Source organism: Hugenholtzia roseola DSM 9546 (assembly GCF_000422585.1).
Taxonomy (GTDB): Bacteria; Bacteroidota; Bacteroidia; order Cytophagales; family Bernardetiaceae; genus Hugenholtzia; species Hugenholtzia roseola.
Genome location: NZ_AUGI01000033.1, coordinates 40321 through 66534, shown reverse-complemented (window position 1 = coordinate 66534; position 26214 = coordinate 40321). Strand labels below are relative to the sequence as shown.

Sequence of the window (26214 nt, the reverse complement as noted above, 5' to 3'; positions counted from 1 at the left end):
TAAGGAAATTTTGAGCAATTTATACAAAAAAAATAGGCTTGCCAAAAATGCGCTCTCCAAAAATGCGCTCCCTAAAAATCCGCCCTAAATTTGGCTAAATGCAGAGGCGAAAGAGTGTGTGCCAAAAACTTTCTATCTTTGTAGTCCGTTAGAAACGTATCTTTCCCATTCTTTATCCAACTCTAATGAAAGAGCTTTTTAGCCTTAACCCCTACTTATGGCGATACAAATGGCATCTTTTAGGCGGCATTGTCTTTGTCTTGGCATCGAGCGTCTTTGCCATTATCCCCGCCCAAATTGTGCGTCACGCCTTTGATTTGATAAGCCACAACATCAATACCTACTTTCTATACGAAAATTTTTCGCTTCAAAGTCTGATTGCAGACAATTTCAAGACCGCCGTCCTGCTCTATGGAGGGCTTATTGTTCTTATGGCACTGATTAGGGGTGTTTTCCTTTTTTACCAACGGCAGACAATTATTGTGATGTCGCGTCTGATAGAATATGATTTGAAAAATGACATCTATTTGCATTATCAATCGCTGCCTTTGGCTTTTTATCGTAAAAATAATACAGGCGACTTGATGGCGCGTATTTCCGAAGATGTGAGCCAAGTGCGTATGTATTTAGGTCCTGCGATTATGTATAGTATCAATATGGTCGGAACGTTCGTTATCGTAACGGCTTATATGCTGACTATCAACGTCAATCTGACGCTTTTTGCCCTGCTGCCGCTGCCGATTCTTTCCCTTAGCATTTATTACGTCAATAATCTTATCAATAAGCGTTCTACCGAAATCCAACAAAAACTTTCCGAGCTGACGACCAACGTGCAGGAAGTTTTTTCGGGGATAAGGGTTGTGAAAGCCTTTACGCGCGAGCAAAACTTTAAAGCCGATTTTCACCAACTTTCCGACCAGTACAAAGAAAAATCGCTTTCCCTGACCTTTGTCAATGCCCTTTTCTTTCCGCTTATTATCGCCCTTATTGGTTTGAGTACGATTCTGACCGTTTATGTAGGCGGGCTTGAAGTGATGAAAGGCAACATCACGACAGGGAACATTGCCGAATTTGTGATTTATGTGAATTTGCTCACATGGCCTGTAACCTCCTTAGGTTGGGTATCGAGTATTATCCAGACGGCTTCGGCTTCGATGGTGCGCATCAATGAATTTTTACACCAAAAAACCGACCTTGTTTCTACCCAAAACCTGCGCGAACCGATTAAAGGCGAAGTGCGCTTCGAAAATGTGTCCTTTACCTATCCAGAGTCGGGTATAGAGGCACTGCAAGGCGTTTCGTTTCAAATTCAGGCGGGCAAGACTTTGGCAATTTTGGGGACAACCGCTTCGGGCAAATCTACCTTAGCCAACTTGCTCTGCCGTATGTATGATGTGAGCGCGGGCAAGATTTCGGTCGATAATCGCGATATTAAAGCCTACGACATTGCTTATTTTCGCTCTCATATTGGCTATGTGCCACAAGATGTATTCCTTTTTTCAGATTCTATCCGAAATAATATTGCTTTCGGTTTGAATGAAGGTACTTGGGACGAAAGCCAAATTGTAGCCGCCGCCAAAGATGCCGACCTTTTAGAAAACATCGAGCGTTTCCCAAAAGGCTTCGATACAGAATTGGGCGAGCGCGGCATTACCCTTTCGGGGGGGCAAAAGCAGCGCGTCAGCATTGCAAGGGCAATTATTCGCGACCCTGCCATCTTAATCCTCGACGACTGTCTTTCTGCCGTCGATACCAAAACCGAAAATGCTATCCTACAAAGCCTCAAACGTTTGATGCGCGATAGAACCTCTCTTATCATTTCGCATCGTGTTTCTTCGGTCAAATTGGCTGATGAAATTATTGTCTTAGATGCAGGCAAGGTGCGCGAAAAGGGAACGCACGAAGATTTGATGGCGCAAAATGGAATTTATAAAGAGCTGTACGAAAAACAGTTGCAACAGGAAGAAGCCTAACTTTTCAAATTTTGAGGTAGGGACAAGACACTGCCTTCTTTGAAGCGAAATTGAAATAAAAAAGGTTTTCAGACCCAAAAATAGGCTTCTGTCCAAATTTTATTTCGGTGAAGACTAAAACCCTTGTCGAGGTTTTTTCCAAACAATGCCCTAAATTTTCAGACCCAAAACCATTACATCATCAGTTTGCTGCTCTGTGCCTTGGTGAATCCAATTTTTGAGCGTCTTGTGGAGGGCAATTTCTTGCTCGGCTAAGGGTAGTTCTTGCAGTTGTAGGAGGGTTTCTTTGAGCCTTTTTTTGGTGAATTTCTTGTTTTGTGCGCCCCCAAACTGGTCGGCGTAACCATCTGAAAAAAGGTAGTAGGTGGTGCCTTTTTGATAGGGTAGCCTTTGTAGCGAAAAAAGTTCTTCGCCTTTTTTGTGAATTGTACCTACGCTTACTTTTTCACCTTTGTACTCTTCTAATACAAAATTGTTCAATTTTGTAGCTTCCTCTCCTGTTTTTTGTGGAACAAAGGCAAGTAGGGTCTGAATGGCGGTAGAAAACCAAATTTCGCCTTCGGCAAGCTCTACGCCGCTTTCGGAATCAGAAAGAGGTTCTACAAGGGTGAGCAGGGTTGCGTCCATGCCATCGCCTTGCTGTTTGAAGATGCGTTTGATGTTTTGGTGCAAATGATTGAGAATGGCTTGCGGCTCGGTGATGTTCAAATCATAGACGGCATTATTGAGCAAATCATTTCCTACCAACGACATAAAAGCACCGGGTACGCCATGCCCTGTGCAGTCTAAGGCGGCAAAGATATGATGCTTGCGCCCTTCCACTTCGCGAGCGGCATACCAATAAAAGTCGCCTGAAACGATGTCGCGCGGCAGATAGAGTATCAGAATTTCGCTGACGGCTTGGCGCATTTCTTCCTTTGTCGGTAGCATGGCTTGTTGGATACTCTGTGCATAATACAGGCTTGCCGTAATTTCTTCGTGTGCGTATTGTAGGGCTTCATTTTGTAGCGAAACTTGCTCGTTGGCAAGTTTTAGCTCGTTGGCAAAGTCGGTCAGCACCTCTTTTTGGCTTTCCATTTCGCGATAGGAAAGTTCTAATTCGGCATTTTTTTGCTTGATTTCCTCCAAACGCTGTGCGATAATGCGTTCTAAGCGTTGTTTTTGTGCCTGAATTTGCCTATTGCGTAGCCAGTACAAAAGCCCCAAAAAGGCAAGGAATAAAAGGGCAAGGAGGGCATAAAAAAGCGTAGTTTGGTAAAAAAGCGGCTTGATTATCACTACCAAATCTTTTTCGGCATGATATTCTACCCCTTCTTTGGCCTTGGCGCGGATTTTAAATCGATACGTGCTTGGTGCTAAATTGGTATATTTGGCAAAATGGTAAGGCGTGTATTCCGACCATTTTTCATCTAAACCTTGCATAAAATAGCTATACTGTGTTTGGTCTTCGTTTCGGAATTGTAGCAGGGCAAATTCGAGGCGCAGCAAACTAATTCCCTCTGTAATGATGAGCGTATCTTGGAGGCTATATAGGCTATCATTGACCGAAATTTGGCGCAGTAGCAGCAGCGGTGTATTTTCGCTCTGTTTGTCATATTGCGGCTGATAGCGCACGATACCTTCGGCATGTACGAAGTAGGCTTGTTTTTCTTTTTGGTGGTAAAAATAATTTAGGGGCTTATTACTAAGCAAGCCGTCATTTTTGTCGTAGCCCTGTGTTTTGCCTTTTGCATAGCGAAAAAGCCCGTTGGAAGTGCCTAACCAAACGTTGCTATCAGGCGATTCTGCCAAAAAGCCGATATTTTGTATAGATTGCGTGCTTAGAAAATCGAGGCGAAATTCTTCGAAAGTAGTAGCCTCTTTTTCTAAAACATCGATGCCTTCTTCGTGTATGACCCATAAATTTTGCGCCTTATCGAGCAATAAACTATTGATTTCTTTGCCACGCAAGCCCTTATTTTGTTGGAAAATTTGCATTTTATTCAAACTATCGTAGTAGAGCAAGCCTTTGTTGATAGTGCCTATCCAAAGACCGCCTTTGGAGTCGGGTTGTAGGAGCATGGCGGGTGGGTCGTTGGCTTGTAGGGTTGTATCTTGTGCGTCCGTAATTTTTTGGAAACTTTCTATCACTTTTCCATCTCTGATGCGCTCTATGGCGCACCATGAGCCTATCCAAATATCGCCTTGTTTGTCTTGTGCAATGCTGGCGATAGCTTTGCAAATATTGGGTTCTATAAAATTCCAAGTCCCCTTTCCTTTGTCGTCTTCTTGATAGACAAAAAGCCCGAAATAAGTGCCTATCAAAACTTTACCATCTTTGCCTACATACCACCTTTCGGGATAGTCTATTAGTTTTTGCAACTGAACGGGTAAGCCGCTATTTTTATCTAAGAGGCGATAGGAAAGTGGCTGTTTGATGTCTTCGGGTAGGGTAAAGAGGGCAAAACCCGTCGTTGTCCTGACCCAAATTCTATTTTGGGTATCGATAAAATAGTAGTTGTATCCCTCTAAAATGGGGAGATGGCGGTGAAATTCGCGCCCATTGAAACGGTAAAAGCCTTTGGTAGTCAGGAAGTTGAGGTTGCCAAATTGGTCTTCTATGGGTTTGGAATTGCCAAATTGAACTATCTGCCCTTCGAAGTCGCCGTTCTGTTGGGTGTAGGCTACAAATTTTTTAGACTGCAATTTTTCTACGATATTATCAAAAAAGCCAAGCCAGAGGTTTTCATCTCTATCCAAATATGCCGTAAGCACGTTGGAAAAGGTAAAGCCGCTGCGTTTGTCGTATTGTTCTAAAAATTCGGCTTCGAGTGTAGTAAGTGGCTTTTGGGCTTCTTTTTGCGCTTTCCTATCCCAGACAAAAAGCCCATTGATGCCCGTAATGTAGAGCCTATCTTTGCTATCTGCCCAGATGTCGCGCACGCGCCCAAAGATTTGCGCCTGTGCCTGCCTTTCGAAATGAAGCACCAAACTATCACTACTGCCCTGCTGATTTGCTTGCTTGCCGTCGGAGGTGCGTGTCAGGATTTGGCTTTCCACGCGATAAAGTCCGTCTTCTGTGCCTATCCAGATAGCGGGAATCGCCTTTTGAGGAGCGGTTTGTTTTTCTACCCAAACCTGACGCGGCAGCAGTTGGGAAGGATAAACAAGGTGCTGCGCCTGATAAAAGGGGATAGCAGAATTGCCTTTTTCGTCTTCAAATTGTAACTTTTCTTTTTCTACAATCTCATCAAAACGGCTCTCTTGCGCCGTTTCTACCAAAATCGGACGCTCTAAAAGGCGCGTATCGAGGCATACAAGCCGCTGATTTTGCAGGTCGGTGGTAAAAAGTAGCTTCTTTTCAGAAAGAAAGGCTGCCGAATAAATCAGGTCGTAATTGTGGAGATAGACGCGCCACGTCTTGTAGTCGTAGTGCAGCAGGCGGTGTTCGGCAAAAATCCAGAGGTCGCCTTTTGCATCTTCTAAGATATTGCGTACATTGCGCAGGGTCTTAAAAATTGTCCATTGCGCTTTTTGGGGGTCGTAAATGGAAAGTCCTTCATAAGTGCCAAACCAAAGGCGGTTGCGTCGGTCTTCAAAAATGGTAAAGACAATGCGACTATTGAGTTGGTGCTTTTGCTCGAAACGCTCGAAGCGGATACCGTCGTAACGGGCTACGCCTTTGTCGCTGGCAAACCACATAAAGCCTTTTCGGTCTTGATATATTTTGTAAAACATGTCGCCGACCAAGCCTTTTTCGGCATTGTATTGTGCCACTTGATAGCGTTGCGCCATAGCCGCAGGCATCGAAAAGAGGAGTAGCCAAGAGAAAGCGCAAAGATAGAGAAGTTGCAGTAAGGTAGGAAGAGAGGGCAGAGAGGAATTTGAAAGAGAAGTGTAAAAGCGCATAAAAGGTACGGCTGGAAGGGTCTTGGGTTTTTGTAAAGCACAAAATCTCACAAAAATTTCGATTAAGATAGCGTTTTTTAGTATCATAGCAAAATTTTTGTTTGTTTCGTAAAAAATAAACGCTGCCGCCTTTTGCAGGTTTGTCTTTTATCTCTAATCGCTTTATCTAAACAATTTTCTACATGAAAACAAAAAATGGTCTTGCCCCTTTTCTTCCGTTTGCCTTTTTTTGCCTCTTTGTGGGGGTGAGCTTTTTCGTCACGCCGCTGCTTTGGGCGCAAAATACAGGCACAAGCTCGAAAAAAGCCGAAAAGCACTATGAAGAAGCTATGCAATCCTTTAAAATCCGCAATTTTGAAAAGGGGATTTACGAGCTAAAAAAAGCCGTCCAGAACGACCCCGATTATTTTGATGCCCATTATGAGTTGGCAAATAATTACAAGATTTTAAACAAAACCAAAGAGCATCTTATTCATTTGCGAAAAGCCGCCCAACTCAATCCGCAGGATAGCCGCTTTTCAGATATGTACTTTCAGTATGGCGAAGTTTTGCTCTTGCAAGATGGCGACTATACCGAAGCAGAGGCGCAGTTTTCCAAATATCTGACCATGAAAAAAGAGGGCAGATATAGCAAGATGGCGGTCAAGCACTTGGCTACTTGCAAGTACGCCCTCGAAGGCATGAAAAATCCGCTCAAATTCGAACCCAAACAGATGCCTGACCCCCTCAATCAGTTTCCACTTCAATATTTTCCTGTCGCGACTGCCGACGACGAAGAGATGTATTTTACCGCTCGCCTAAGCAATCAGCGCAAAGATTATGAAGACATTTATCATACCCGAAAAATAGACGGCGTATGGCAAGCCCCTACTTTGGTAGAAGACCTCAACACGCCCTTCAACGAAGGCACTTGCTCTATCTCGGCAGATGGCAAGACCATGATTTTTACCGTTTGCGAAGGCGTGCCAGAGCGCAGGGTCATTGGCAGATGTGACCTTTTTATTTCCTACAAAAAAGGCGATAAATGGACAAAACCGCAAAATTTGGGCGAAAACGTCAATTCTACGGCTTGGGACACGCAGCCTTCACTTTCGGCAGACGGCAGAACGCTTTATTTTATCTCGGATAGGAAAACCGCCCAAACCATAGGGGGCATCGATATTTGGTATAGCCAACTGCAAGCGGACGGCGAATGGTCGCCTGCCCAAAATTTGGGAATACCCATCAATACGGCAGGACACGAAGTAGGCGTTTTTATCCATACCAACGGCAGAACGCTTTACTTTGCCTCGGATACACACATTGGGTATGGTAGTTACGACCTCTTTAAGGCTGAAAAACTCCCCGACGGCACTTGGGAAAAACCCCAAAATTTGGGCTATCCTATCAATACCTTTTCCGACCAATCAGGCATCTTTGTTTCGGCGGACGGCAAAAAAGGCTACTATTCCGATTTGAAGATGGACGACGAAAATATGTTTTATAGTTATCTTTTTGAATTTGAATTGCCACAAGAAGCCCAAGCCAAAACACAGAGCCGCTATGTCAAGGGTACAATTTATGATGCCCAAACCAAAAGACCCTTAGGTGCGAAAATAGAACTCTATAATTTGGAAACCCAAAAGCCCGAATCCTTGCTCGCTTCTGATGATAAAAATGGTTCGTATCTTTTTGTGATGAATGAAGGCGGAAAGTACGCGCTCAATGTCAATAAGGAAAGCTATCTTTTTGAAAGTCAGAGTTTTGACTTTTCAAAGGAAGCGCAAAATCTTACCATCGATTTCTATCTCAAAAAAATAGAAAAAGGCTCGAAAGTGGTGCTTTCTAATATCTTTTTCGAAACGGCAAAGTGGGATTTGAAGTCTGAATCTATTACCGAATTAGATTTGGTAGTCAAATATTTGAAAGAAAATCCGAGCATCAAAATTGAAATTGCAGGGCATACCGATAATGTAGGCTCACAGGCAAGCAATCAGAACCTTTCTGAAAAACGCGCCCAAGCCGTTGTCGAGTACCTCAAAGACAAGGGAATTGCCCAAGAGCGGCTTATCGCAAAGGGCTATGGACAGACGCAGCCTGCTCACCCCAACGACAACGACGAAAATAGAGCGAAAAATAGAAGAATAGAATTTGAGATTTTGTAGCCAAAACTGCCGACAAGTCTTTTGTAGGGACAAGGTACTGCCTTGTCCTTTTTTGTTTCTTCCTTGTCCGTTTTTTGCTCCTTCTTTGTCCGTTTTTTGTCCGCTCTTGCCCTTTTCTTTTTTTGCTAAGTTGGGTTTAAATCAGTGATGTTAAATTCTAAAAATTAGATGCAAATGTAGGGACAAGGCACTGCCTTGTCCTAAGTTGGATTGAAATAAAAAAGGGCTTTCAGACCTAAAAAAAGGTTTGCCCCAAATTTTATTTCCTGTCAAGTTTGATAAAACAAGACTTTTTACAGAACTTAACATTACTGGGGTTTAAATAGGACTGTACATTCAGACCCAAAATAGGTTTCAGACCAAATTTTATGCAATGCGCTGCCTATGTAAGGGAAGGCGAAATGAACTTAAAAGGGCTTGGGGTTGTTTTTTTTGCAACGGGGTTAGATTTACTGACTTTTTTTTACTTTTGTCTTGTTATTGCTACAAAAAGACCGTAACTTTCCCATTATCCGACCACCTTTAATCACACACTTTTGGTAGAAAAAATCCTCTCTTTACAAAATATTTCGCTGGTCGACTTTTTAGGTGTAGAAGACCGTAATATTCGCGAAATTGCGCTTTCCTTTCCCAATAGTAAAATCTTCGCTCGTGGGAATGAAATTCACATACAGGGCAGCACCCCCGAAATACTGCACATCAACGAAATTTTAAACCTACTTTTAGAACACTACCATCGCTATGGCGTAGTTTCGGTAGAAGATGTGCGCGGCTATATTGCGCAAGATGTGTCCCTGATTCGCCTCAAATCGCACCCACAAGGCGATAGCCTGCTTTTTGGCGCACATGGCATGCCCATCAAACCCAAAACGGCAAACCAACGCACTTTGGTAGAGGCTGCCGAAAACAACGACATCGTCTTTGCCCTGGGACCGGCAGGAACGGGCAAGACCTATGTAGCGGTAGCCTTAGCGGTTCGCGCCCTGAAAAATAAGCAGGTGAAGCGCATTATCATCACGCGCCCTGCCGTAGAAGCAGGCGAACACTTGGGTTTTCTGCCCGGTGATATGAAGGAAAAAATAGACCCCTATTTGCGCCCTATCTATGATGCCTTAGCCGATATGATTCCTGCCGAAAAGCTCAAATTTTATCAGGATACCAACGTGATAGAAATTGCGCCTATGGCTTTTATGCGCGGACGTACCCTTTCAAATGCCTTTATTTTGCTCGATGAGGCGCAAAATACGACTGCCATGCAAATCAAGATGTTCCTAACGCGCATGGGGCAGGATTCGAAAATGATTATCACAGGTGATATTTCGCAAATAGATTTGCCGCGCAATGTGCGTTCGGGTCTGGTCGAGGCTACGCGCATCTTGCAGGAGGTAAAAGGAATCGCCTTTGTGAGATTAGAGGGCAAAGATGTCATCAGGCATAGACTGGTCAGAAGCATTATTTCGGCATACGAAAAAGACGAACACCGCCAAAAAATGCCGAAGGCAGAAGTGCCACAGGAAGCTACGCCCGATAAAGTTCGCACAGAAAATCAGGCAGAAAATCTCACAAATAAATCCGACGAAACCCCTTAAAGAAACGCTTTCAATACCCTTCGTCTGGATATAATTTGGTTTCGTTACTCTCTTATTTCTTCTTTATTATGAAAATCTCCCCTTCTTTCCGCCTCTTATGGGTGGCACTCCTTAGCACTACCCTTTTAAGTTCTTGTTTCGAATTGCGCGAAGAAATTTATATCAAAAAAAATGGTTCGGGCAATTACAGTTTTCTTTTTGATATGAGCCAAATGAAGCCGCTCCTCGAGGCGGCTATGGCATTTGCCGACTCTACCGATAGCGACAAAGACTTTTTGGCAGAAAGCGAAGGCGCATTGGGACAGGCTACAGAAATGTTTGAGGGCATGGCAGGCATCAGCAACCCTACCGCCATCAAAGACAAAGAAAATTTCAAGTTTGGCTTTCAATTCGACTTTCAAGATGTAGAATCGCTCAACGACGCGCTCTCACAAATGGAAACCCAAGCCGATGTCGTAGATTCGAAAAAAAGCATCTACAAATACAGCAAGGGAACGCTCGAACGCAACATGGCGGGCTATATCGTGAGCCTTTCGCGCAGCATGGGCAGCGATTCGGAAGAGGGAAAAGAAGCCAATTCGCCCGATAATGATGCCATTCTCAAAAGTGCCAACTATGTCTTTGTCATCAAAACAGAGGGCAAAATCAAGAATTTTGCAGGCGAAAACCTAACACAGGTGAGCGAGCGCGAGCTAAAACTCACTGCACCGCTTTCCGAAGTATCGAACCAGAAGCGCAACTTACAGATGAAAGTCAAGTTTAAATAGAAAGACTTTCGCACGTCCTTTTTTGTGTCAGAAATGCACCCTCCTCAATAAATTGGGGAGGTTTTTTTATTGCGTCTTAAAAAAAGCAATTTTTTTTCACGCTCTTTTTATCTGTATAACAACGCATTTCTTATTCGTCAAAGCCGCCAAAGGGCTAAAACCCTAACCTTTCACCCCCCTGAACGTGGTTTGGGGGGGATTACTCAAAAAAGTATTCTGAGTATGTTAAAAAATAAATTAATAAAGTGTTTGTTATCCTAATTGTAGGAACAATTTTTATGACCACTTTCTTTTTGATTTGGCAGTTTCGGAAAAAAAAACTAACTTTGACAAAAATTGACAAGTCTTATAAACACAAGTCTTTTTATGAATAGCCAGACAGAATTAGGGCAATATATCAAATCTTTGCGAAATGAGCAAAATTTAACTTTGCACCAAGTTGCAAAAGATACGGATATTGATATGACAATGCTCTCAAAAATTGAACGTGGTGAAAGATTGCCTACTATTGAGCAAGTTAAACGCCTTGCGAGTTTCTTTCAACTCAATGAAAATGAGTTGCTTACCAAATTGACTGCTGAAAAAATAGTTAAGGATTACGGTATCAATGAAACCACACTCAATGCTGTGCAATTAGTTGAGGAACAGATTACAAACTATCTAAGTCAAAAGAATTATGATTTGGGAAACTGAAAATATAAAACTGCTTTTGCAAGATGCAATCATAGGAATGTCGGAAATGCTTGATAATTCGTTTGATTTGTGCATTGCAGACCCACCTTATGGTGCTTCTACCAAAGCAAATTGGCAATATGATAGCCAAAAAAAGTTAAATGGTTTTGGCGGAAATTGGAAATTGACAAGTGAAGTTTGGGACTTGCTTTCTCAAAATGAATTATTTGAAAGTACCTTTGTTTGGCTAAAAGAAGTAAAACGCTTGGTAAAACCAACAGGCTCAATTTGGATACATTCTACTTATCACAATTCAGGATTTGTAAATGTTTGTTGTCAATTATTGGGCTTGGAAATTATCAACGAAGTTGCTTGGTACAAACGTAATGCCTTCCCTAATCTTTCGGCAAGACGATTGACTGCAAGTCACGAAACTATTTTGTGGGTGCATACAGGGGGCGAAAAAAGGGACTATATTTTTAATTATGATGCTGTAAAAAAGGCAAAGTTTGAAGGGGATAATCTTAAAGAACAAGACAAACAACTGCGTACCGTTTGGGATATTCCTAACAATAAAACAAAAGATGAATTAACTTTTGGTACGCACCCTACACAAAAACCTTTAAGAGTTTCGGACAGACTTTTGATGATTTCGGGCTTGGAAAACGGTAAATTGTTAGTGCCTTTTGCGGGTTCAGGAACGGAAATGATTGCGGGTTTAAAGTATGGTATGCAAGTAGTTGGTTTTGAAACTAACACAGAATATTTTGAATTGGCAAAAACACGCATAGAACATTTTTTAGTATCACAAAAGCAAACTTTATTTCAATGAAAAAGCCAAAATCAACCTTAGAGCCTGTCATCAAATGGTCGGGTAGCAAACGACAAGTTGCTAATGATTTAAGTCGTTTAATCACAGAAGGAAATACTTATTTTGAGCCTTTTGTAGGCGGTGGTGCTATGTTGCCTTTTCGGAATATCAAAAATGGAATAGCAAATGACATTATTCCCGAATTGGTTAATTTATGGGAAGCTATAAAAAACGAACCCGAACAAACGGCTTTTGAGTACCAAACTCGTTGGGAAAAATTGCAAAAAGAAGGACACCAAATTTATTATGAAATTAGGGACAAGTTCAACGAAACAAAAAACTGTTTTGATTTTCTGTTTCTCACCCGCACTTGTGTAAATGGCTTAATTCGCTACAATGAAAAAGGCGAATTTAATAATTCATTTCACTTAACAAGACCGGGCATAAACCCCAAAACACTCAAAGAAATTATTTTTAAATGGAATTACTATCTGAAAGATGTTGAGTTTTATAATTTAGACTATACCGAAGTTTTAGCAAATGTCAAAAAGAATGATTTTGTGTTCTTAGACCCGCCTTATGGTGGTACAAAAGACCGTTATACTAAAATAGATTTTGATTTAGAAAAGTTTTATAGTGAATTAGATCGTTTGAATACGATTGGTGCAAAGTGGATTTTAACTTTTGACGGCAACGCAGGTAGTCGTGAATATGACTACGAACTTCCAAAAGAAATTTACACGCACAAAGTATTTATCAAAACAGGAAATTCACCTTTTACTAAAATGATGAAAACAACTATTGATGCAGTTTACGAATCAGTGTATCTCAATTTTCAGCCCGCTAACGAATTGCTTATTGATTTCGGTAAGCAAGCCAACCAAAAATTGGCTCTGCAAAGTAGTTTTGAGATGCAAGATTGATTTTTGTTTTTGTGGTTTAAACTCAAAAGCCATTACAAAATCTAAATTTCCTTTTTGCATTTCATTATCAATTTCATCAGCACTTTTAAAGCAAAACGCAGCACCCGAAAACGTCTTGAATTTAGCAATAGGCGTTTTTGTATTTCTGTAGAGTTTCCAATCTTTACCTTTTATTTTGTGTGCGGTTGGGGGAACTTTCAGCAATTCTTTGAGATAGGTAGCTAACCTTGCTCCTATTTCTTTTTCCAAATCTTTTGCGTTGTCTTTGGATTCAATCGCAAGAAAAATTAACTCTTTTGTTGTTACGATTTGAATTACGTGGTCTGGACGTTTGCCTTCTACTGCCGAAACTCTTGGTAAAGAAGTCCAACGATATTCTTCCAACGTCTTGAAATCCAATACACTAACACCCGACCAATCGCCACCGGGCGGGTTACACATACTTTCAAAAATGCCTAATTTTTCTTGTTTTGAAAACAAGGAATGAATGGCTGTGTCTGTATCTTGTTCAGAATATTGGTTAGTGGCTGATGCACTTTCAAAAATTACGGGTTTTGTGTTTCGTCTGAGTTGTCGGCTGATTTCGTAAAAAAGTTCGCCAAATTCAGATGTCGGGCTATCTGCAAAAACGAAGTTGCTCAATCCTATCACTGCTTGCCAAAGTCCGTTATCAATGGCTAATTTTTCAGGACTTTGTTTAAATGTTTTCCAAGTTGTCGGCTTTGCGGGACCGAAAACAACCGATAAAATATCAATGCTATTTCCAAAAAGCATTCTTGCCAAAGGCACTAAACCCCTATCAGGTCGGGAATCATCTCCACGAGGCTTAAAGCCCGTAATCCAAACAATGAGCAAAGGTTTTCCTAATTCCGTTAAGGTTTTATGAAATGCTTTTTGTTTAGGATAGATTTTCTGAATAAGCGTAGCAAAATCAGCAATTTTTTCAGTTGGGATAAGGCAAATCGGAATTTCTGATGCACCAACTGAAAGGCAATTTAATTTTTGAGTTTGTGCAAGTAGTTTTTTGAAAGTTAGTGTAACATTTACTTTTTCCGATTGCTTTTTCTTCCATACAAGATGTTTAGTAAACTTAGAAAGCCAATTTGCTTTTTGTTGTCCCGTGGTATTTTTTAGAAAACTTGCCCATTCGTCATCTTTCAAAGTGTCTATTCGTTTCCTTTCGTCAGATAGAATTTTGACTAAGGCTGTCCCTTTTTCAATCAAATTATCAAGAGGTTTTGTTGTATCTGTTTCGTCCAAAAGTGCTTTTATGAGTTTCAAACTTTCTTTTAGCCCGAAAACAGTTGTAAAAGTTTTTCGCAAATCTTCTGTAATAGCAGGGTGTGACTCATACACAGGAATACAAACAACTTTTAAAGAAAGGCTTGCGGTAAGATAAGAAAAGGGAACTATTGGATTGGGAAATCTTGGGGCTTTTACATTTCTGTCGCTGTCTAATTCCACACCGCCAATTTCTGCAAAATACAAATAAGGAATATTCAACTCTGCACAACTTATAGCCCTGCCGTTTCTTTGCCAAGCATTGTTTCCTGCGGGTAGTGCGTTGCAGTATTCTATGGCTAAAAATAACTGTTCTTTTGTGCCGTCTGCGTTGAGTTTAGTAATGTAGGCATCAGTTGCTTCTCGCAAAGGTGAACCGTAATCGGCTAAGACTTTGGCAATACTCATATTCCATCTGTCGTGTCCTGCAAAAAGTTCTACACTTGCAATGATTTTTTCGTTTTTAATCAACTCAAATTCAGGAAGATATAAACATTGCGATTTTCTTTTGATTTCGGTTTGATAGGCTGTTTTAATCAAGTGTAGAGTTCTTTCGCACTCAATAATATTATCTCCGTGAATCCGCAGTCTCATAGTTTAAATTTTTATTATAAAAGTTACAAAAAAACTTATCCCCACCACAAATATAATCACCCCCTCCTACACTTCCAAATAAAAATAGTGCTTTTTTCGCACTAAAACAAAAAAAATAAAAGCAAAGGGTAAGGAATAAGGGTTTTCCCTATTTTAAAGATGCCGCCTACAAAGGAGCAAAGAAAAGTAGGAGAAATGGGCTTTTTTGCTGCATGTAGGTAGTGGCAGGCTTGCTAAAAATCCTAAAAATGCCTACCTTAGCCTCCGCCTAACAACGATTTCAAACTTTTTATCCCCTCGCGCAATGGCAAAAAAAATATATGCCCTTTTAGTGGGCATCAACGACTACCCCGCAGGCGTGGGTGCTTTGGCAGGTTGTGTCAATGATGTCAAGTCTTTTGCAGATTTTTTGAAAGATACTTATGGTAAAAAATATGATTTGCATTTAGAAATGCTTTTGGATAGGGACGCTTCCAAAGCCAATATCGTCAAACAGTTTAAATCGCATTTGGCGAAAGCCCAAAAAGAAGATACCGTATTTTTTCATTACAGCGGACACGGCTCGCGCGAATACACTGCCGAAGAATTTTGGCAGTACGAACCCTCGAAGCAGCACCAAACGATTGTCTGTCAGGATAGCCGCACCGCTGGGAATTGGGACTTAGCTGATAAAGAGTTAGCACTACTTTTGCATTTAGCAGGACAAAACTTGCCTCATTTTGCCGTTAGCATGGACTGCTGTCATTCGGGTAGTGCCACGCGCTCGGCAGAGGAAATTCGCTTGGCAAACGCGCGTCTGACCAACGGACGTGATGCCGCCGACCGCCGACCGCTCGAAACCTTTATGGACGGTTACTATCAAAAAAATGGACTCTCCATTCCCAAAACGCCCCATCTGCTTATGGCTGCCTGCACCCACAAAGAAAAGGCTTGGGAAACACACGAAAAAAGAGGTCTTTTTTCTACTTCACTTTTAAAAGTTTTACAAGACACAGGCGGCAATATCACCTATTCCGACCTCTATTTGCGAACTCGTGCCGACATTCGCCGCAATTCAGGGGAGCAAAATCCGCAATTTGAGCCAATGGAAGGCTTCGACGCACGTGCCTATTTCCTAACAGGAGAAAAATCAGAAGCCTTTTCAAAATATTATCCTATGTATAATCATTTTGGAAAGTGGAAAATAGACATCGGCGCAACAGGGGGATTCCCTACTTCGCCCGACAAAAAGCTCGAATTTGCCCTCTATCCTGCGGGTGCAAAAAGAGTAGCCGAAAATCGTTTGGGGGTAGCCATTTCCGAACAGGTCTTGCCACAAGAAACCTTCCTCAAACCCAATTTTTCCATCGGCAACCTCAATCAAAAATTTGATGCCGAACTGATTTCTTTTCCTAATCCACTTGTTTTCTTACATGTGCAGGCACAGGACGAGCAGGCACAAAGTGGCGTGGCAAGTTTTATAGAAAAGTTTAGAGAAAGAAACTCTTTTTTAGCTACTTTGGTAGAAGATTTTTCGGCTGCCAACTATCATATTTTAGCAAAAAAAGAAAACGAACATGCCCAATACGAACTTTATCACACCGAAAGCAAAACTTTGATACAAGGCGTAAAAGTGCAGGGTGAGGATTTTTCAATCGGTATGATAGACCTGATGCTCGAAAATCTGGAAAAAGTGGCGCGTTCTGAAATGCTCCTTCGTTTGGACAATCCTGCGCCAAAATTAAATCCTGATGATTTTGAAGTTGAGTTTTTTCGTGAATTAGAAAATGGCGAAATCGAAGCCTTTCCTACCCCCGAACTTGCTATTACGTATGCCGAAGAAGAGGTAGAAAAGGTTGATTATGAGGATGATGAAGGAAATGAAAAGACGGCTTTTATCCTTCCTTACCCTTGTAAGATGCGTGTTCGAAACAAAAGCGAACAGTCGCTTTTTTTAGCCGTCCTTAATTTGGGTTACGACCTTAGCATTAGCACCCTCTACAACGAAGAAATCACCGAAAAATCCGATTGGGTTACGGTCTTCGATAACGAGGAGTTTAGCCTTGCCATTCCCTATGGCATCTTAGAAAATACAGCCGAAAACTATCGCTTCGTAGTCAGTACCGAACGCATGGATAGTTTCCATTGGGAACAGTTGGGTATCGATAAGTTTGGTCAGATAGTTGGGTTGAGCCGCCCTGCTATTCCCAAAAGGCAGGTGAAAAAGTTTTCACAAGATTGGTTTGTCAAAGATTTACGTCTAAAAATCAGTAAAAAACAGGCAGACCTTACATCAGATTTTCAACTTGGTGACCTTCTTTTAAAACGCAGCGACAAAGTTTCTACACAAATAGCGTTGGCAGATTCTGTTTCGTCTTATTTAGACAAAAATCCCGTAGAAACTTCTCTTTTGGAAAATATTTCTAATTTGGCGAATAAAGTAGGTTTGAATTTGCTTAAATTTGGAAAAAGTAGGAGTGTCCTCGAATTAGAACAAATCGAGGCTATTGCTACCCAAGACGCAAATCAGACCCAACACATAGAGCTTGAAATTGCCGCTCAAGCAGAGGAGCAGGTTATTGCTTCTACTTTTGATGGAGAATTTATTTTACCTTTGGAAGTAGCAGAAGCTACACAAGGAAAAGCAACCCTTCAATTGCCACTGCCAAACCCAGAGGAAAGTCCAAAAAGTAGGGGCTTAGGACGTAGCCTTAAAATGTGCTTTTTCAAAGTGGCACTCAAAAAACGCCATCAGCAAAAACTTTTTTGGGTAGAAAAAAAGGCAGACGCTACTTTTTCGCTTCATACACAAAATTTGAAAGAGCAGGTAGAAAAAGCAAATAATATCTTGCTTTTGGTACATGGCTTTTTGGGCAGTGCGCAAGAAATTGTAACAGACTTTTTAGACCAGAATTTAGACCAAAATTATGATTTAATTTTGGCTTACGACTATGAAGACCTCAATACGCCCTTCGAAACCAATGCTCGTGATTTGGCTTATCAGCTCAAAATGGCAGGGCTTGACGAAAAGGCGGCTTTGCAGGGTAGGAAAATAACGGTACTTGCTCACTCCATAGGCGGACTTTTAGCGCGTTATTGGATTGAGAAAGACGAATTGGCAGGGCGCAATTTGGTAAAAAAGCTAATTTTATTAGGAACACCACAAGAAGGAACTGCATTTTCACAACTTGCACAGTATAGAAATGTGGCTACCCTGCTATTAGGATTGTCGCTCAACTTCCTGCCTGCCTCCGCCCCTGCCGTTACAGGACTTATGGCGGTGCTGAATCAGAGCAAACACGCCACTCAAACCTTAGAACAACTCCGCCCGCACTCCGATTTTCTTCGCGAGCTTGCACTTCTTCCCGACCCTGCGGTAGAGTATGTCGTTTTTTATGGAAATATAGAAATCATATCTGCCCAAAATCCTCAAAACCTTACGCCCAAATTGCTCGATAAATTGCAAGCACAGGCAGGTGAGGTTTTCTACAAAGGGCAGGCGCATGATGTCTTTATTAGCCAAGCAAGTGCTACGGCGGTAGATAAGAATCGCAATCCTGCTCCTACTTTTGTAGAAGTTCCTGCTTTTCACTTAGAATTTCTAAAAAATGAGCAAACAGTAGAAAAGTTGAAGGCGTATCTATAAAAAAGAGAAATTTAACAAGCAAAAAAAAGACGCACTTTCTAAAAAGTGCGTCTTTTTTGATTTTGGTGTTCCTATTTTAAAAATAGGGCTTAGAAATTAAACCCAAACACACCATTTGTAACGTTGCGGAAAGTGCTATCGGTAGGGCTGAACGCTCTGCCTGTAAAAGTGCCTTGCATAGAGTTTATTGCTACTTTCTCTATTTTGACAGTACCCGAAATAGCACCCCATTTTTGTCCTGCTCTATTTTCCAATTCAAAATAATATAAAACACTATCTACAGGATATTCACCTACTTCTGCCATTTGTGGCACACGCACTCTGGCAAAAGTAGAATCGCGTGTGTTAAAACCTGTGATAAGGAAAGTCGAATCTTGAAGGGCGTAGGTTACATTCAAACCTGCGTCAAAATTGTAGTGTTGGAATTTTCCTTTCAAATAGGGCTTAATCTGTGGAGGAGGAATAGGCGTAGAAGACAAGACTTTATTGACTCTACCCAATTCAAGGCGTATAATATTTCCTAATGAATCTTGTACGGTTGCATCGAAAGAGGCGCGTATGAGTTGTTTATCATAGTCTATCGCTGTTATGGTGACGGTGCTTCGCGCACGTGTAGCGAGCTGTGTAGAAAAAGTGCCACTTTTTTCTTCGTTTGTAGAAATAAAGGTTATTTTGGCAAAGGACGTAGGAGAAATGGTGTAAGTCGTCAGTTTTAATTCAGGCAGCACGATTATAATAGACGAACCGTCGTTATGAACTGCTGAAATGGTTGCAATCGTTGCCCCTGTTCCTGTGCTATCATTGAGACTGTCTTTGGTTACGCTGGCGGTAGCTTCTGAAGAAAACCAAGTAAGCCCGTCTACTTTCATTGTTATCTGACCCTCTGGGTCTACTAAATCCACGTCGTCGGCACGTCTTTCGCAGTTGAGTGCCAAAGAGGTAAAGCCAAGAAAGCAGAGTAAGAGCGGAAGAAAACGCAATGGGCTTGCCCCCGAAGGTTTGTGTGTCTGTATTTTCTTATCCATAGAGTACATATCAAAAGAGTTCAGGTAAAATGAGTTTCGAGCGATAAATTTTCGAGTGAAAAGACAGGTGGAACAGATAGGTGAAGTTGATAGAAAGGTGAGATAAAGGTACGCCCTCCCAAATATACACAAAGATAACGCTTTGTGGGCAAAATAATTGCCTTGCTGCGTTATCTTTTCAAAAAAGGCGTTAAAAAAGGCTTAAAAAAAGCAAGTTTTACTACTCTTTTGTTTTTTTGTGTGAATTTGTAAAGTTGTTTTGATGCTTTTTAAACACAAACTTCCGCCCGAACCTCCTGATTTTGCAGAAACGTCAGCCCATGACGCGCCAAATCTAAGGGCTTTTCGGTAGTGGCAATCAAAATTTCACCCAAGTATTCTTTGCCCAACTGATAACGACCTATCCGACAGCGAGCAGGGCTTTTGAGCAGCAAATATTCCTGCAAAGGCGAATAGCTTTGCTCATTCAAGCAATACAAAATATCAAAAGGATAGTTAATAAATTCTTCTATCTTTGTCGTATCTACACTTCCATCAAAGCGAACCGCTTGGTAGGAAAGGTTTTGCGTTTCGCTCCGTTGTTGCGTTTCGTCTAACAACAAAACCGCTACTTTTTTGCCCATCTTTTCTAATTGGTAGGTGAGTTCTGCCAAGCTCTCCGAGCAAGTAGAAATAATACCAATCGTGCGTATTTGGTTGAAATGCAGCAAGTTACGTTTGTAAATAAGCTGCTTTTGTTTCCTAAGAGCGCGATTTCGATAAGCTAAGGCTTTGGCTTTGAGAAAAATAAGGGGGTTTTGCATATACTTGCCAACTTTGCCTATACAAAGTTTGTAGGGAATAAGTAAAGAGTTGCAATATTGAAAGATTTAGTGCTTGTGAAAATTAAAGCAAAAAGAAGTTTTTTTATGAAAATTTTTGAAAGCTGATTAGCGCAAGGCGTAAGCCAAGCAAAAGAATCACAAAACACTCAAAATAAAACGCTTACGTCCTTCTATTGTTGTTTGCTTGCTGTTAAAAAAAGCAAAAAATTCAGTTAGCCCCTATGTTTTTTCCCAACAAGGGGTATTTTCGCCGATATGCGTTGATAAGAAACAGTTTTTGAGCCGTAAAACTTTTAGGCGAAACCTGCTCAAAAAGAATCCGCCATTCGTTGTAAATTTGGGGCGATTGGGCTAAAAATGCGACAGCGTCTATTTTTTTTTCTTGCAAATAGGTTTCAAAATCCATATTATTTTTGCTTAGTTTTTGTTTTTACTAAAATTTTTTGCATAATAAAAACTTCACAAGTAAAATTTGCCTCTTCCCCATCAAGGCTATTGATAGGACGCTGTTCTATTTTTTGTGAAATCTCTGCCTCGTCTTCTTGTTTTTTCGGCTTATTTTCTATTGTTTTAGTATAAAAGTAGCCTTCTATTTTTATGTTTTTGTTCAAAAAAAGTTCCATATTTTTGTCGGTCTGATTTTCCAACACGCTTTCCCTACCATTTTTTTCTATCAAAACGTAATATTCACTGCCTTGTGCGCAATAGCTCTGTGTAGATTTAGACCAAGGCTTTTGTACAATTTTACCCGTTAGTGTTTGCGTCGTTTGTGCCATTGTACTTTCTATAAAGTAGGAATTAAAATAAAAAAATGAAACTAAAATTAAAAAACTCAAACTTTGAATTAGTCCAGACTTACTAAAAATTTTATGACTATTTTTAGCACTTTTTTTAATATTTTTTGACTCTTTTTGCATAAGATTCGAAATAAAAGAAGGTGGAAGAAGGGTTTTCTATCATTTTTTCGTACATTTCCGCAAAATTTGTACCATGCCCACTGTGGGCTTTTTTTCTTAAAAAATACAGAGATGACTCCACTTTCCAAGCCTTGTCAGGTTTTATATATACATGGGTTAGATGCAAATCCCTCTGCTGAAAAAGTTGAAATTTTGAAACAATATTTTGGCGAACAAGTCTTTGCTCCCCAACTTGCGTATCGTCAAAATTTGAATACTTTTCAAGATTTAAAATCTTTTTTAGAAGAAAAAATGAAAAATAACCCAGTTCCCACTTTTATCGTTGGTAGTTCGGCAGGTGGTTTGATGGGATATTGGTTGGCGAAACACTTAGGACTTTCTGCCTTGCTTTTTAATCCTGCATTGGCTTATCTCTCTGTTTTTCAGACGATTGACAAAGAAATAAAACAAATTTTGCCCTTTTGGGTCTATTTGGTTATCGGTGAGCAAGATGAGGTCATTACGCCCGATAGTACCTATGATTTTCTACAAAATAATGAAAATCCTGCTTATTATACAATTAAAAAAATAGAAAATTTAGGGCATAGAATAGACATAGAAACATTTGAAAAAAGTGTAAAAAATTTTATTTCTAATCTAAAATATTAAAAATAGCCAAGACTTCGCGCCCCAAGATATTTTTTCTAAAAACTTGCAACTGTTCAAATTTTGCGTACCTTTGTGGCACAAACGAAGGGGGTGCTTTCCCATCTTGTCAGACAGACTAACTTTTTTATTGCTCAAAAGATGATTTTTTTATCATTTTGATAAGCTGTAAAGCAGAGATAGTTTAAAAGGTAAAGAAAGCTGAGATTAAACCCATTGAACCTGAACTTATTAGCATAAGCGTAGGGAATTCGTTGGTGCAAGAACCAATTTGCAAAAAGGTTTTATCGCGAGTTGAATTGGGATTTACTTTTAGTTTTTGCTTAAAAAAAACTAAAAGACAAAACTTTGTTCATCAAAAAAAACTTTTTTATTTTTACAAGTTTGGGAATCGCATCTCCTTCACTTTGTTTTTTATCCAAACTCAAAACAAGATGAAGAAAAACACTACCCTTACCGTTTTTTCAGACACTCTGCCCTTCACGACTGCACAGGCGGCTGCTTCGAATACAAATTCGCGCCCTTTTGTTATTGTCTTATTATTGCTATTTTGGTTTATATTTTCAGCTAATTTATTAGCTCAAAATATAAACATAAAAGGCAGAGTTTTGTCCGAAAAAGGCGAAGCCCTGACAGGTGCTACCGTTCAGTTGAGAAACACGACGCAAGGTACAGTTTCTGATGTACAAGGATTTTTCTATTTGTCTATTTTAGAAAAAATACTTGAAAAATCAAACTACGAAATAGAAATTAGTTTTGTGGGCTATCAAAAAATAGTACAAAAAATAGAAATAGAAAAGTATAAAAATGAAGACTATTTACTCGAAATACGCTTAAAAGAAGGAGTTACTTTGGGCGAAATTACCATCAATGCTTATCGCGAGTACCCCGTAACCCTTACAGAGGTGAGCAGGCAGGAATTGGAAAAAAGAAATTTAGGACAAGATATACCCGTTTTACTAAATTTTACGCCTTCTGTCGTAACTACTACTGATGCAGGTGCAGGGGTGGGCTATACAGGCATGCGCATTAGGGGCAGCGACGCAACGCGCACCAACGTAACTTTAAACGGTATTCCGCTCAATGATGCTGAATCTCAGGGAGTTTTTTGGGTCAATATGCCTGATTTTGTGAGTTCTGCCTCTCATATCCAAATTCAAAGAGGGGTAGGGACTTCGGTAAATGGGGCAGGCGCATTTGGGGCTACTGTTAATATAGATACTGAAATTCCGAATGAAAATCCCTATGCCGAACTCGCCAATTCGGTTGGCTCTTTTCAAACGCGCAAGCACACTTTGCGCTTGGGTACAGGTAAAATAGGCAAAAACTTTGCCTTCAATGGGCGACTTTCGCGTATCAAATCAGACGGCTTTATAGACCGTGCTTTTTCAGATTTGTCGTCTTATTTTGTATCAGGTTTATATCAAAATCAGAAAGGAACGCAAATTAGGGCAAATGTTTTTGGTGGAAAAGAAATGACTTTTCAGGCTTGGAATGGCGTTCCCGAAGAAATTTTAAGAGCAGGCAATCGCACCTACAACGAACTTTCGGGCTATGATAATGAGATTGATAATTACGAGCAGCAACACTATCAATTTATCATAGACCAAAAAATCAGTCCACAATTCTTTCTCAATACTGCTTTTCATTATACCAAAGGCAGAGGTTATTTTGAACAATTTAGAGAAAAAGATGAACTTTCACGCTATAACATGCCTGACCTTGCTATCGGCGATAGCCTGATTACAGAGAGCGATTTGGTGCGCCGCCGCTGGTTGGACAATGATTTTTATGGCATTGTTTTTAACCTCAACTACCAAAGTAAGGCGGTTAAAAACCACAGTCCGAACTTGCATTTGATAGTGGGAGGAGGCTGGAATCGCTATGAAGGAAAGCACTTTGGCGAAGTCATTTGGGCAGAATTTTCGCCTGCTTCTAAAATTAGACATCGCTATTACGATAATGATGCTACTAAAACAGATGCGAATTTATATTTAAAAGCTAACTATCAAATTTTAACAGATTTGTTTCTTTTTGCTGATTTGCAGCTTCGCCAAATCGATTACGACTTTTTAGGTTTCGATAATGATTTGAGAAATGTAACGCAAAATGCAAAACTTGCTTTTTTTAATCCTAAATTTGGGCTTACTTATGATTGGAAAAAAAATCGTTTCTATGCTTCTTTCGCTCGCGCCCATCGTGAGCCAAACCGCAATGATTTTACAGAATCTTCGCCAGAGAGCCGTCCGCAGGCAGAGCGTTTGGACAACGTAGAAATTGGGTGGCAGCGCAATTTTGGTAAATTGTCTTTGGCAGCCAATTATTTTTTGATGCAATACAAAGACCAATTAGTCTTGACGGGGCGAGTCAATGACGTGGGAGCTTATACGCGCCAAAATGTGAAAAACAGTTACAGAACTGGAATAGAAATTGTATCAAATTATGATATTTCTAAACAGTTTAGTTGGCAGGGAAATTTGACTTGGAGCAGCAATAAAATTCGCAATTTTATAGAATTTTTAGATGATTATGACAATGGTGGTCAGGTCGAGATAAGTTATGGCGACACCGACATTGCCTTTTCACCTACTTGGGTTGGGGCTTCCCAATTAAGCTATACTCCTATCAAAGGCTTTCAAATCAGTTGGTTGGCTAAATATGTTAGCGAACAATATTTAGATAATACTTCTTCGGATAGCAGAAAAATAGAGGCTTTTCTGATAAATGATTTGCAGATGAGCTATCAATTTTCTTGGGGAAGCCTTAAAAATATTGAGCTAAATTTTATGCTTAATAATTTACTCAATGTAGAGTATGAAAACAATGGCTACACCTTTGGCTATCTTTCCGAAGGTCAGATGGTAAGGCAAAATTATTATTATCCGCAAGCAGGTAGAAACTTTTTATTAGGCTTGCGCCTAAGTTTTTAGATAAAAATTTACATAAAAAGCCTATGAAAACATCTATTTTGTTTTCGTAGGCTTTTCTTTTTTTTAATTATTTGAGTTTTCTATTTAAGCAAATCTCTGCCAATATCGGCTCTAAAATATTTGCCTTCAAATTCAACTATTTGGGCAGCTTTTAAAGATTTTTGTAAAGCATCTTCCAAACTATCGCCCTTTGCGGTTAGTGCCAAAACGCGCCCGCCAGCGGTAACCAAGTCGCCTTTTTCGTCTGTTTTCGTGCCTGCCTGAAAGGGAATGAGGTCGGTTTTGAAGTCTGTAGCGAGCTTATCCAAACCTTTGATGGGCTTTCCTACGGCATACTCCTGTGGGTATCCTCCTGAAACAAGCATAACCGTAGTGGCGTATTTATCGCTGATTTTCAAGGTTTTATCTTTTAATTTTCCCTGTGCGGCGGCGTAGAGAAGCTCTACCAAATCGCTTTCTATGCGTGGCAAAACTACTTCGGTTTCGGGGTCGCCCATGCGCGTATTGTATTCCAAAAGGTAGGGTTCGCCTTCCTGAATCATCAGACCAAAAAATATAAATCCGCAAAAATCTATTTGTTCATTTTTCAAACCATCTAAGGTAGGTTTGATGATTTTTTGCATAATTTTTTCTTTCAAAATTTCATTTACAAAAGGAACAGGAGAAACTGCGCCCATGCCGCCTGTATTTAGCCCTGTGTCGCCCTCGCCGATACGTTTGTAATCTTTGGCTTCGGGTAGCAAAACAAAATCTTTGCCGTCGGTGAGGACAAAAAACGAAACTTCTATGCCTTTTAAAAACTGTTCCAATACTACTTTTTCGCTGGCTGCGCCAAATTGTTTTTCCAACAACATGGCTTTGAGGGTTTGTTCGGCTTCGCTGCGCGACTCGACAATCACTACGCCTTTTCCTGCTGCCAAGCCGTCTGCTTTTAGTACAATAGGATAGCCAAATTGTTCTATTTTGTTGATACCTTCTTGATAAGTGGCGGCGGTAAAGGTTTCAGAGGCGGCAGTTTGGACTCCATTTCTTTTCATAAAAGCCTTTGCAAAGTCTTTGCTGCCTTCCAATTTCGCGCCTGCTGCCGAAGGTGCAAGAATGGCTAAATTTTTTAATTTTTCATCTTTTTTTGAAACCTCTTTTAAATAATCGGCAATGCCTTCTACCAAAGGCTGTTCGGGTCCGACGACGACAAAATCTATGTCCTTTTGGCGGATAAACTCACTAACTTGTTCAAAATCAAGCACATTGAGGCTGACATTGCTGCCCACCTCTGCCGTACCTGCATTGCCCGAAGCGATATAAAGTTGAGTACAAAGCGGACTTTGTGCCATTTTCCAAGCAAAGGCGTGTTCTCTGCCGCCATTGCCGATAAGAAGTATGTTCATAATTTTTTTGAAATAAAAGCGTAAGAATAATTTTGTTTTTGATTTGCATTGGATACTCGTTTGCAAGTTACGACTTTTCGCGCTTTTTTTCTTCAATTTGAAGGCGTGGAAGCCATTTGAAACCTTTACAGAGGCAATAATTTTTTGCCTATTTAAAAGGCGTTTAAAGGATTTTTAAAAACCTTTCAAATCCTCGAAAAGATGCTTATCTTTGCGAA

17 protein-coding genes are annotated in these 26214 nt (G+C 40.5%); 10 read left to right on the top strand and 7 right to left on the bottom strand.

The features are described 5' to 3' along the window. Positions 1-185 precede the first annotated feature (185 nt). A complete protein-coding gene (locus G500_RS0101815) occupies positions 186-1973 on the top strand; it encodes an ABC transporter ATP-binding protein (RefSeq protein WP_027001356.1) in 1788 nt (595 codons plus the stop codon). Between the two features lie 150 nt (positions 1974-2123). Here G500_RS0101815 and G500_RS0101805 read toward each other — a convergent pair whose 3' ends face one another. Further along, positions 2124-5948 (bottom strand): two-component regulator propeller domain-containing protein, encoded by a 3825-nt coding sequence (locus G500_RS0101805; RefSeq protein WP_027001355.1) that lies wholly within the window; start codon positions 5946-5948, stop codon positions 2124-2126. Positions 5949-6043: 95 nt separating this feature from the next. Between G500_RS0101805 and G500_RS0101800 the strand changes: the two genes are divergently transcribed. From G500_RS0101800 to G500_RS25425, 6 genes are all read left to right on the top strand, one after another. Continuing rightward, entirely contained in the window at positions 6044-8005 is a 1962-nt protein-coding gene (locus tag G500_RS0101800; RefSeq protein ID WP_051203210.1) for an OmpA family protein, read from the top strand. A 536-nt stretch (positions 8006-8541) separates the two neighbouring features. Next, positions 8542-9594, top strand: coding sequence for a PhoH family protein (locus tag G500_RS0101785; protein WP_027001353.1), 1053 nt, complete (start codon positions 8542-8544; stop codon positions 9592-9594). A 68-nt stretch (positions 9595-9662) separates the two neighbouring features. Then, positions 9663-10361 carry a hypothetical protein gene (locus G500_RS0101780; RefSeq protein WP_027001352.1) on the top strand — a complete coding sequence of 233 codons (699 nt, stop codon included), beginning with the start codon at positions 9663-9665 and terminating at the stop codon, positions 10359-10361. Between the two features lie 366 nt (positions 10362-10727). Next, on the top strand, positions 10728-11054 hold the full coding sequence (locus tag G500_RS0101775) for a helix-turn-helix domain-containing protein (protein ID WP_035756001.1): 327 nt from the start codon (positions 10728-10730) through the stop codon (positions 11052-11054). Next, entirely contained in the window at positions 11038-11865 is an 828-nt protein-coding gene (locus tag G500_RS0101770) for a DNA-methyltransferase (protein WP_035755998.1), read from the top strand. The genes G500_RS0101775 and G500_RS0101770 overlap by 17 nt, the downstream gene beginning before the upstream one ends. Further along, positions 11862-12767 carry a DNA adenine methylase gene (locus G500_RS25425; protein ID WP_086047772.1) on the top strand — a complete coding sequence of 302 codons (906 nt, stop codon included), beginning with the start codon at positions 11862-11864 and terminating at the stop codon, positions 12765-12767. Before G500_RS0101770 ends, G500_RS25425 begins: the two co-directional genes overlap by 4 nt. Here the strand turns inward: G500_RS25425 and G500_RS0101765 are convergent. Beyond that, entirely contained in the window at positions 12663-14588 is a 1926-nt protein-coding gene (locus G500_RS0101765) for a hypothetical protein (protein WP_027001349.1), read from the bottom strand. The genes G500_RS25425 and G500_RS0101765 overlap by 105 nt on opposite strands. A 358-nt stretch (positions 14589-14946) precedes the next feature. Between G500_RS0101765 and G500_RS0101760 the strand changes: the two genes are divergently transcribed. After that, complete coding sequence (locus G500_RS0101760) at positions 14947-18267, top strand: caspase family protein (RefSeq protein ID WP_027001348.1); 3321 nt, start codon at positions 14947-14949, stop codon at positions 18265-18267. Between the two features lie 89 nt (positions 18268-18356). Here the strand turns inward: G500_RS0101760 and G500_RS0101755 are convergent, their stop codons facing one another. The 4 genes from G500_RS0101755 to G500_RS0101730 form a co-directional block, all read right to left on the bottom strand. Beyond that, positions 18357-19292 carry a DUF6252 family protein gene (locus G500_RS0101755; RefSeq protein WP_027001347.1) on the bottom strand — a complete coding sequence of 312 codons (936 nt, stop codon included), beginning with the start codon at positions 19290-19292 and terminating at the stop codon, positions 18357-18359. A gap of 269 nt (positions 19293-19561) precedes the next feature. Then, positions 19562-20095, bottom strand: coding sequence for a DUF6913 domain-containing protein (locus G500_RS0101745; protein WP_027001346.1), 534 nt, complete (start codon positions 20093-20095; stop codon positions 19562-19564). A 229-nt stretch (positions 20096-20324) separates the two neighbouring features. After that, a complete protein-coding gene (locus G500_RS0101735) occupies positions 20325-20522 on the bottom strand; it encodes a hypothetical protein (protein ID WP_027001345.1) in 198 nt (65 codons plus the stop codon). 1 nt (position 20523) lies between these two features. After that, positions 20524-21033 carry a hypothetical protein gene (locus G500_RS0101730; protein WP_027001344.1) on the bottom strand — a complete coding sequence of 170 codons (510 nt, stop codon included), beginning with the start codon at positions 21031-21033 and terminating at the stop codon, positions 20524-20526. Between the two features lie 111 nt (positions 21034-21144). On the opposite strand from G500_RS0101730, the gene G500_RS0101720 reads away from it, so the two are divergent. Together G500_RS0101720 and G500_RS0101710 are read left to right on the top strand one after the other, a co-directional pair. Continuing rightward, the gene (locus G500_RS0101720; RefSeq protein ID WP_154656974.1) at positions 21145-21681 is read left to right on the top strand and encodes a YqiA/YcfP family alpha/beta fold hydrolase; all 537 of its coding nucleotides are present in this window, start codon (positions 21145-21147) and stop codon (positions 21679-21681) included. Between the two features lie 431 nt (positions 21682-22112). Further along, positions 22113-24608, top strand: a complete 2496-nt coding sequence (locus tag G500_RS0101710) for a TonB-dependent receptor (protein WP_086047778.1) — start codon at positions 22113-22115, stop codon at positions 24606-24608. Positions 24609-24688: 80 nt separating this feature from the next. Here the strand turns inward: G500_RS0101710 and purD are convergent, their stop codons facing one another. Beyond that, positions 24689-25996, bottom strand: a complete 1308-nt coding sequence (purD, locus tag G500_RS0101705) for a phosphoribosylamine--glycine ligase (protein WP_027001341.1) — start codon at positions 25994-25996, stop codon at positions 24689-24691. Between the last annotated feature and the right edge of the window lie 218 nt (positions 25997-26214).

Bases quoted from the DNA above. Each gene is read 5' to 3' on its own strand.
- G500_RS0101815 (WP_027001356.1), top strand. From the start codon at position 186: ATGAAAGAGCTTTTTAGCCTTAACCCCTACTTATGGCGATACAAATGG.
- G500_RS0101805 (WP_027001355.1), bottom strand. From the start codon at position 5,948: ATGATACTAAAAAACGCTATCTTAATCGAAATTTTTGTGAGATTTTGT.
- G500_RS0101800 (WP_051203210.1), top strand. From the start codon at position 6,044: ATGAAAACAAAAAATGGTCTTGCCCCTTTTCTTCCGTTTGCCTTTTTT.
- G500_RS0101780 (WP_027001352.1), top strand. From the start codon at position 9,663: ATGAAAATCTCCCCTTCTTTCCGCCTCTTATGGGTGGCACTCCTTAGC.
- G500_RS0101775 (WP_035756001.1), top strand. From the start codon at position 10,728: ATGAATAGCCAGACAGAATTAGGGCAATATATCAAATCTTTGCGAAAT.
- G500_RS0101770 (WP_035755998.1), top strand. From the start codon at position 11,038: ATGATTTGGGAAACTGAAAATATAAAACTGCTTTTGCAAGATGCAATC.
- G500_RS25425 (WP_086047772.1), top strand. From the start codon at position 11,862: ATGAAAAAGCCAAAATCAACCTTAGAGCCTGTCATCAAATGGTCGGGT.
- G500_RS0101760 (WP_027001348.1), top strand. From the start codon at position 14,947: ATGGCAAAAAAAATATATGCCCTTTTAGTGGGCATCAACGACTACCCC.
- G500_RS0101755 (WP_027001347.1), bottom strand. From the start codon at position 19,292: ATGGATAAGAAAATACAGACACACAAACCTTCGGGGGCAAGCCCATTG.
- G500_RS0101745 (WP_027001346.1), bottom strand. From the start codon at position 20,095: ATGCAAAACCCCCTTATTTTTCTCAAAGCCAAAGCCTTAGCTTATCGA.
- G500_RS0101735 (WP_027001345.1), bottom strand. From the start codon at position 20,522: ATGGATTTTGAAACCTATTTGCAAGAAAAAAAAATAGACGCTGTCGCA.
- G500_RS0101730 (WP_027001344.1), bottom strand. From the start codon at position 21,033: ATGCAAAAAGAGTCAAAAAATATTAAAAAAAGTGCTAAAAATAGTCAT.
- G500_RS0101720 (WP_154656974.1), top strand. From the start codon at position 21,145: ATGACTCCACTTTCCAAGCCTTGTCAGGTTTTATATATACATGGGTTA.
- G500_RS0101710 (WP_086047778.1), top strand. From the start codon at position 22,113: ATGAAGAAAAACACTACCCTTACCGTTTTTTCAGACACTCTGCCCTTC.
- purD (WP_027001341.1), bottom strand. From the start codon at position 25,996: ATGAACATACTTCTTATCGGCAATGGCGGCAGAGAACACGCCTTTGCT.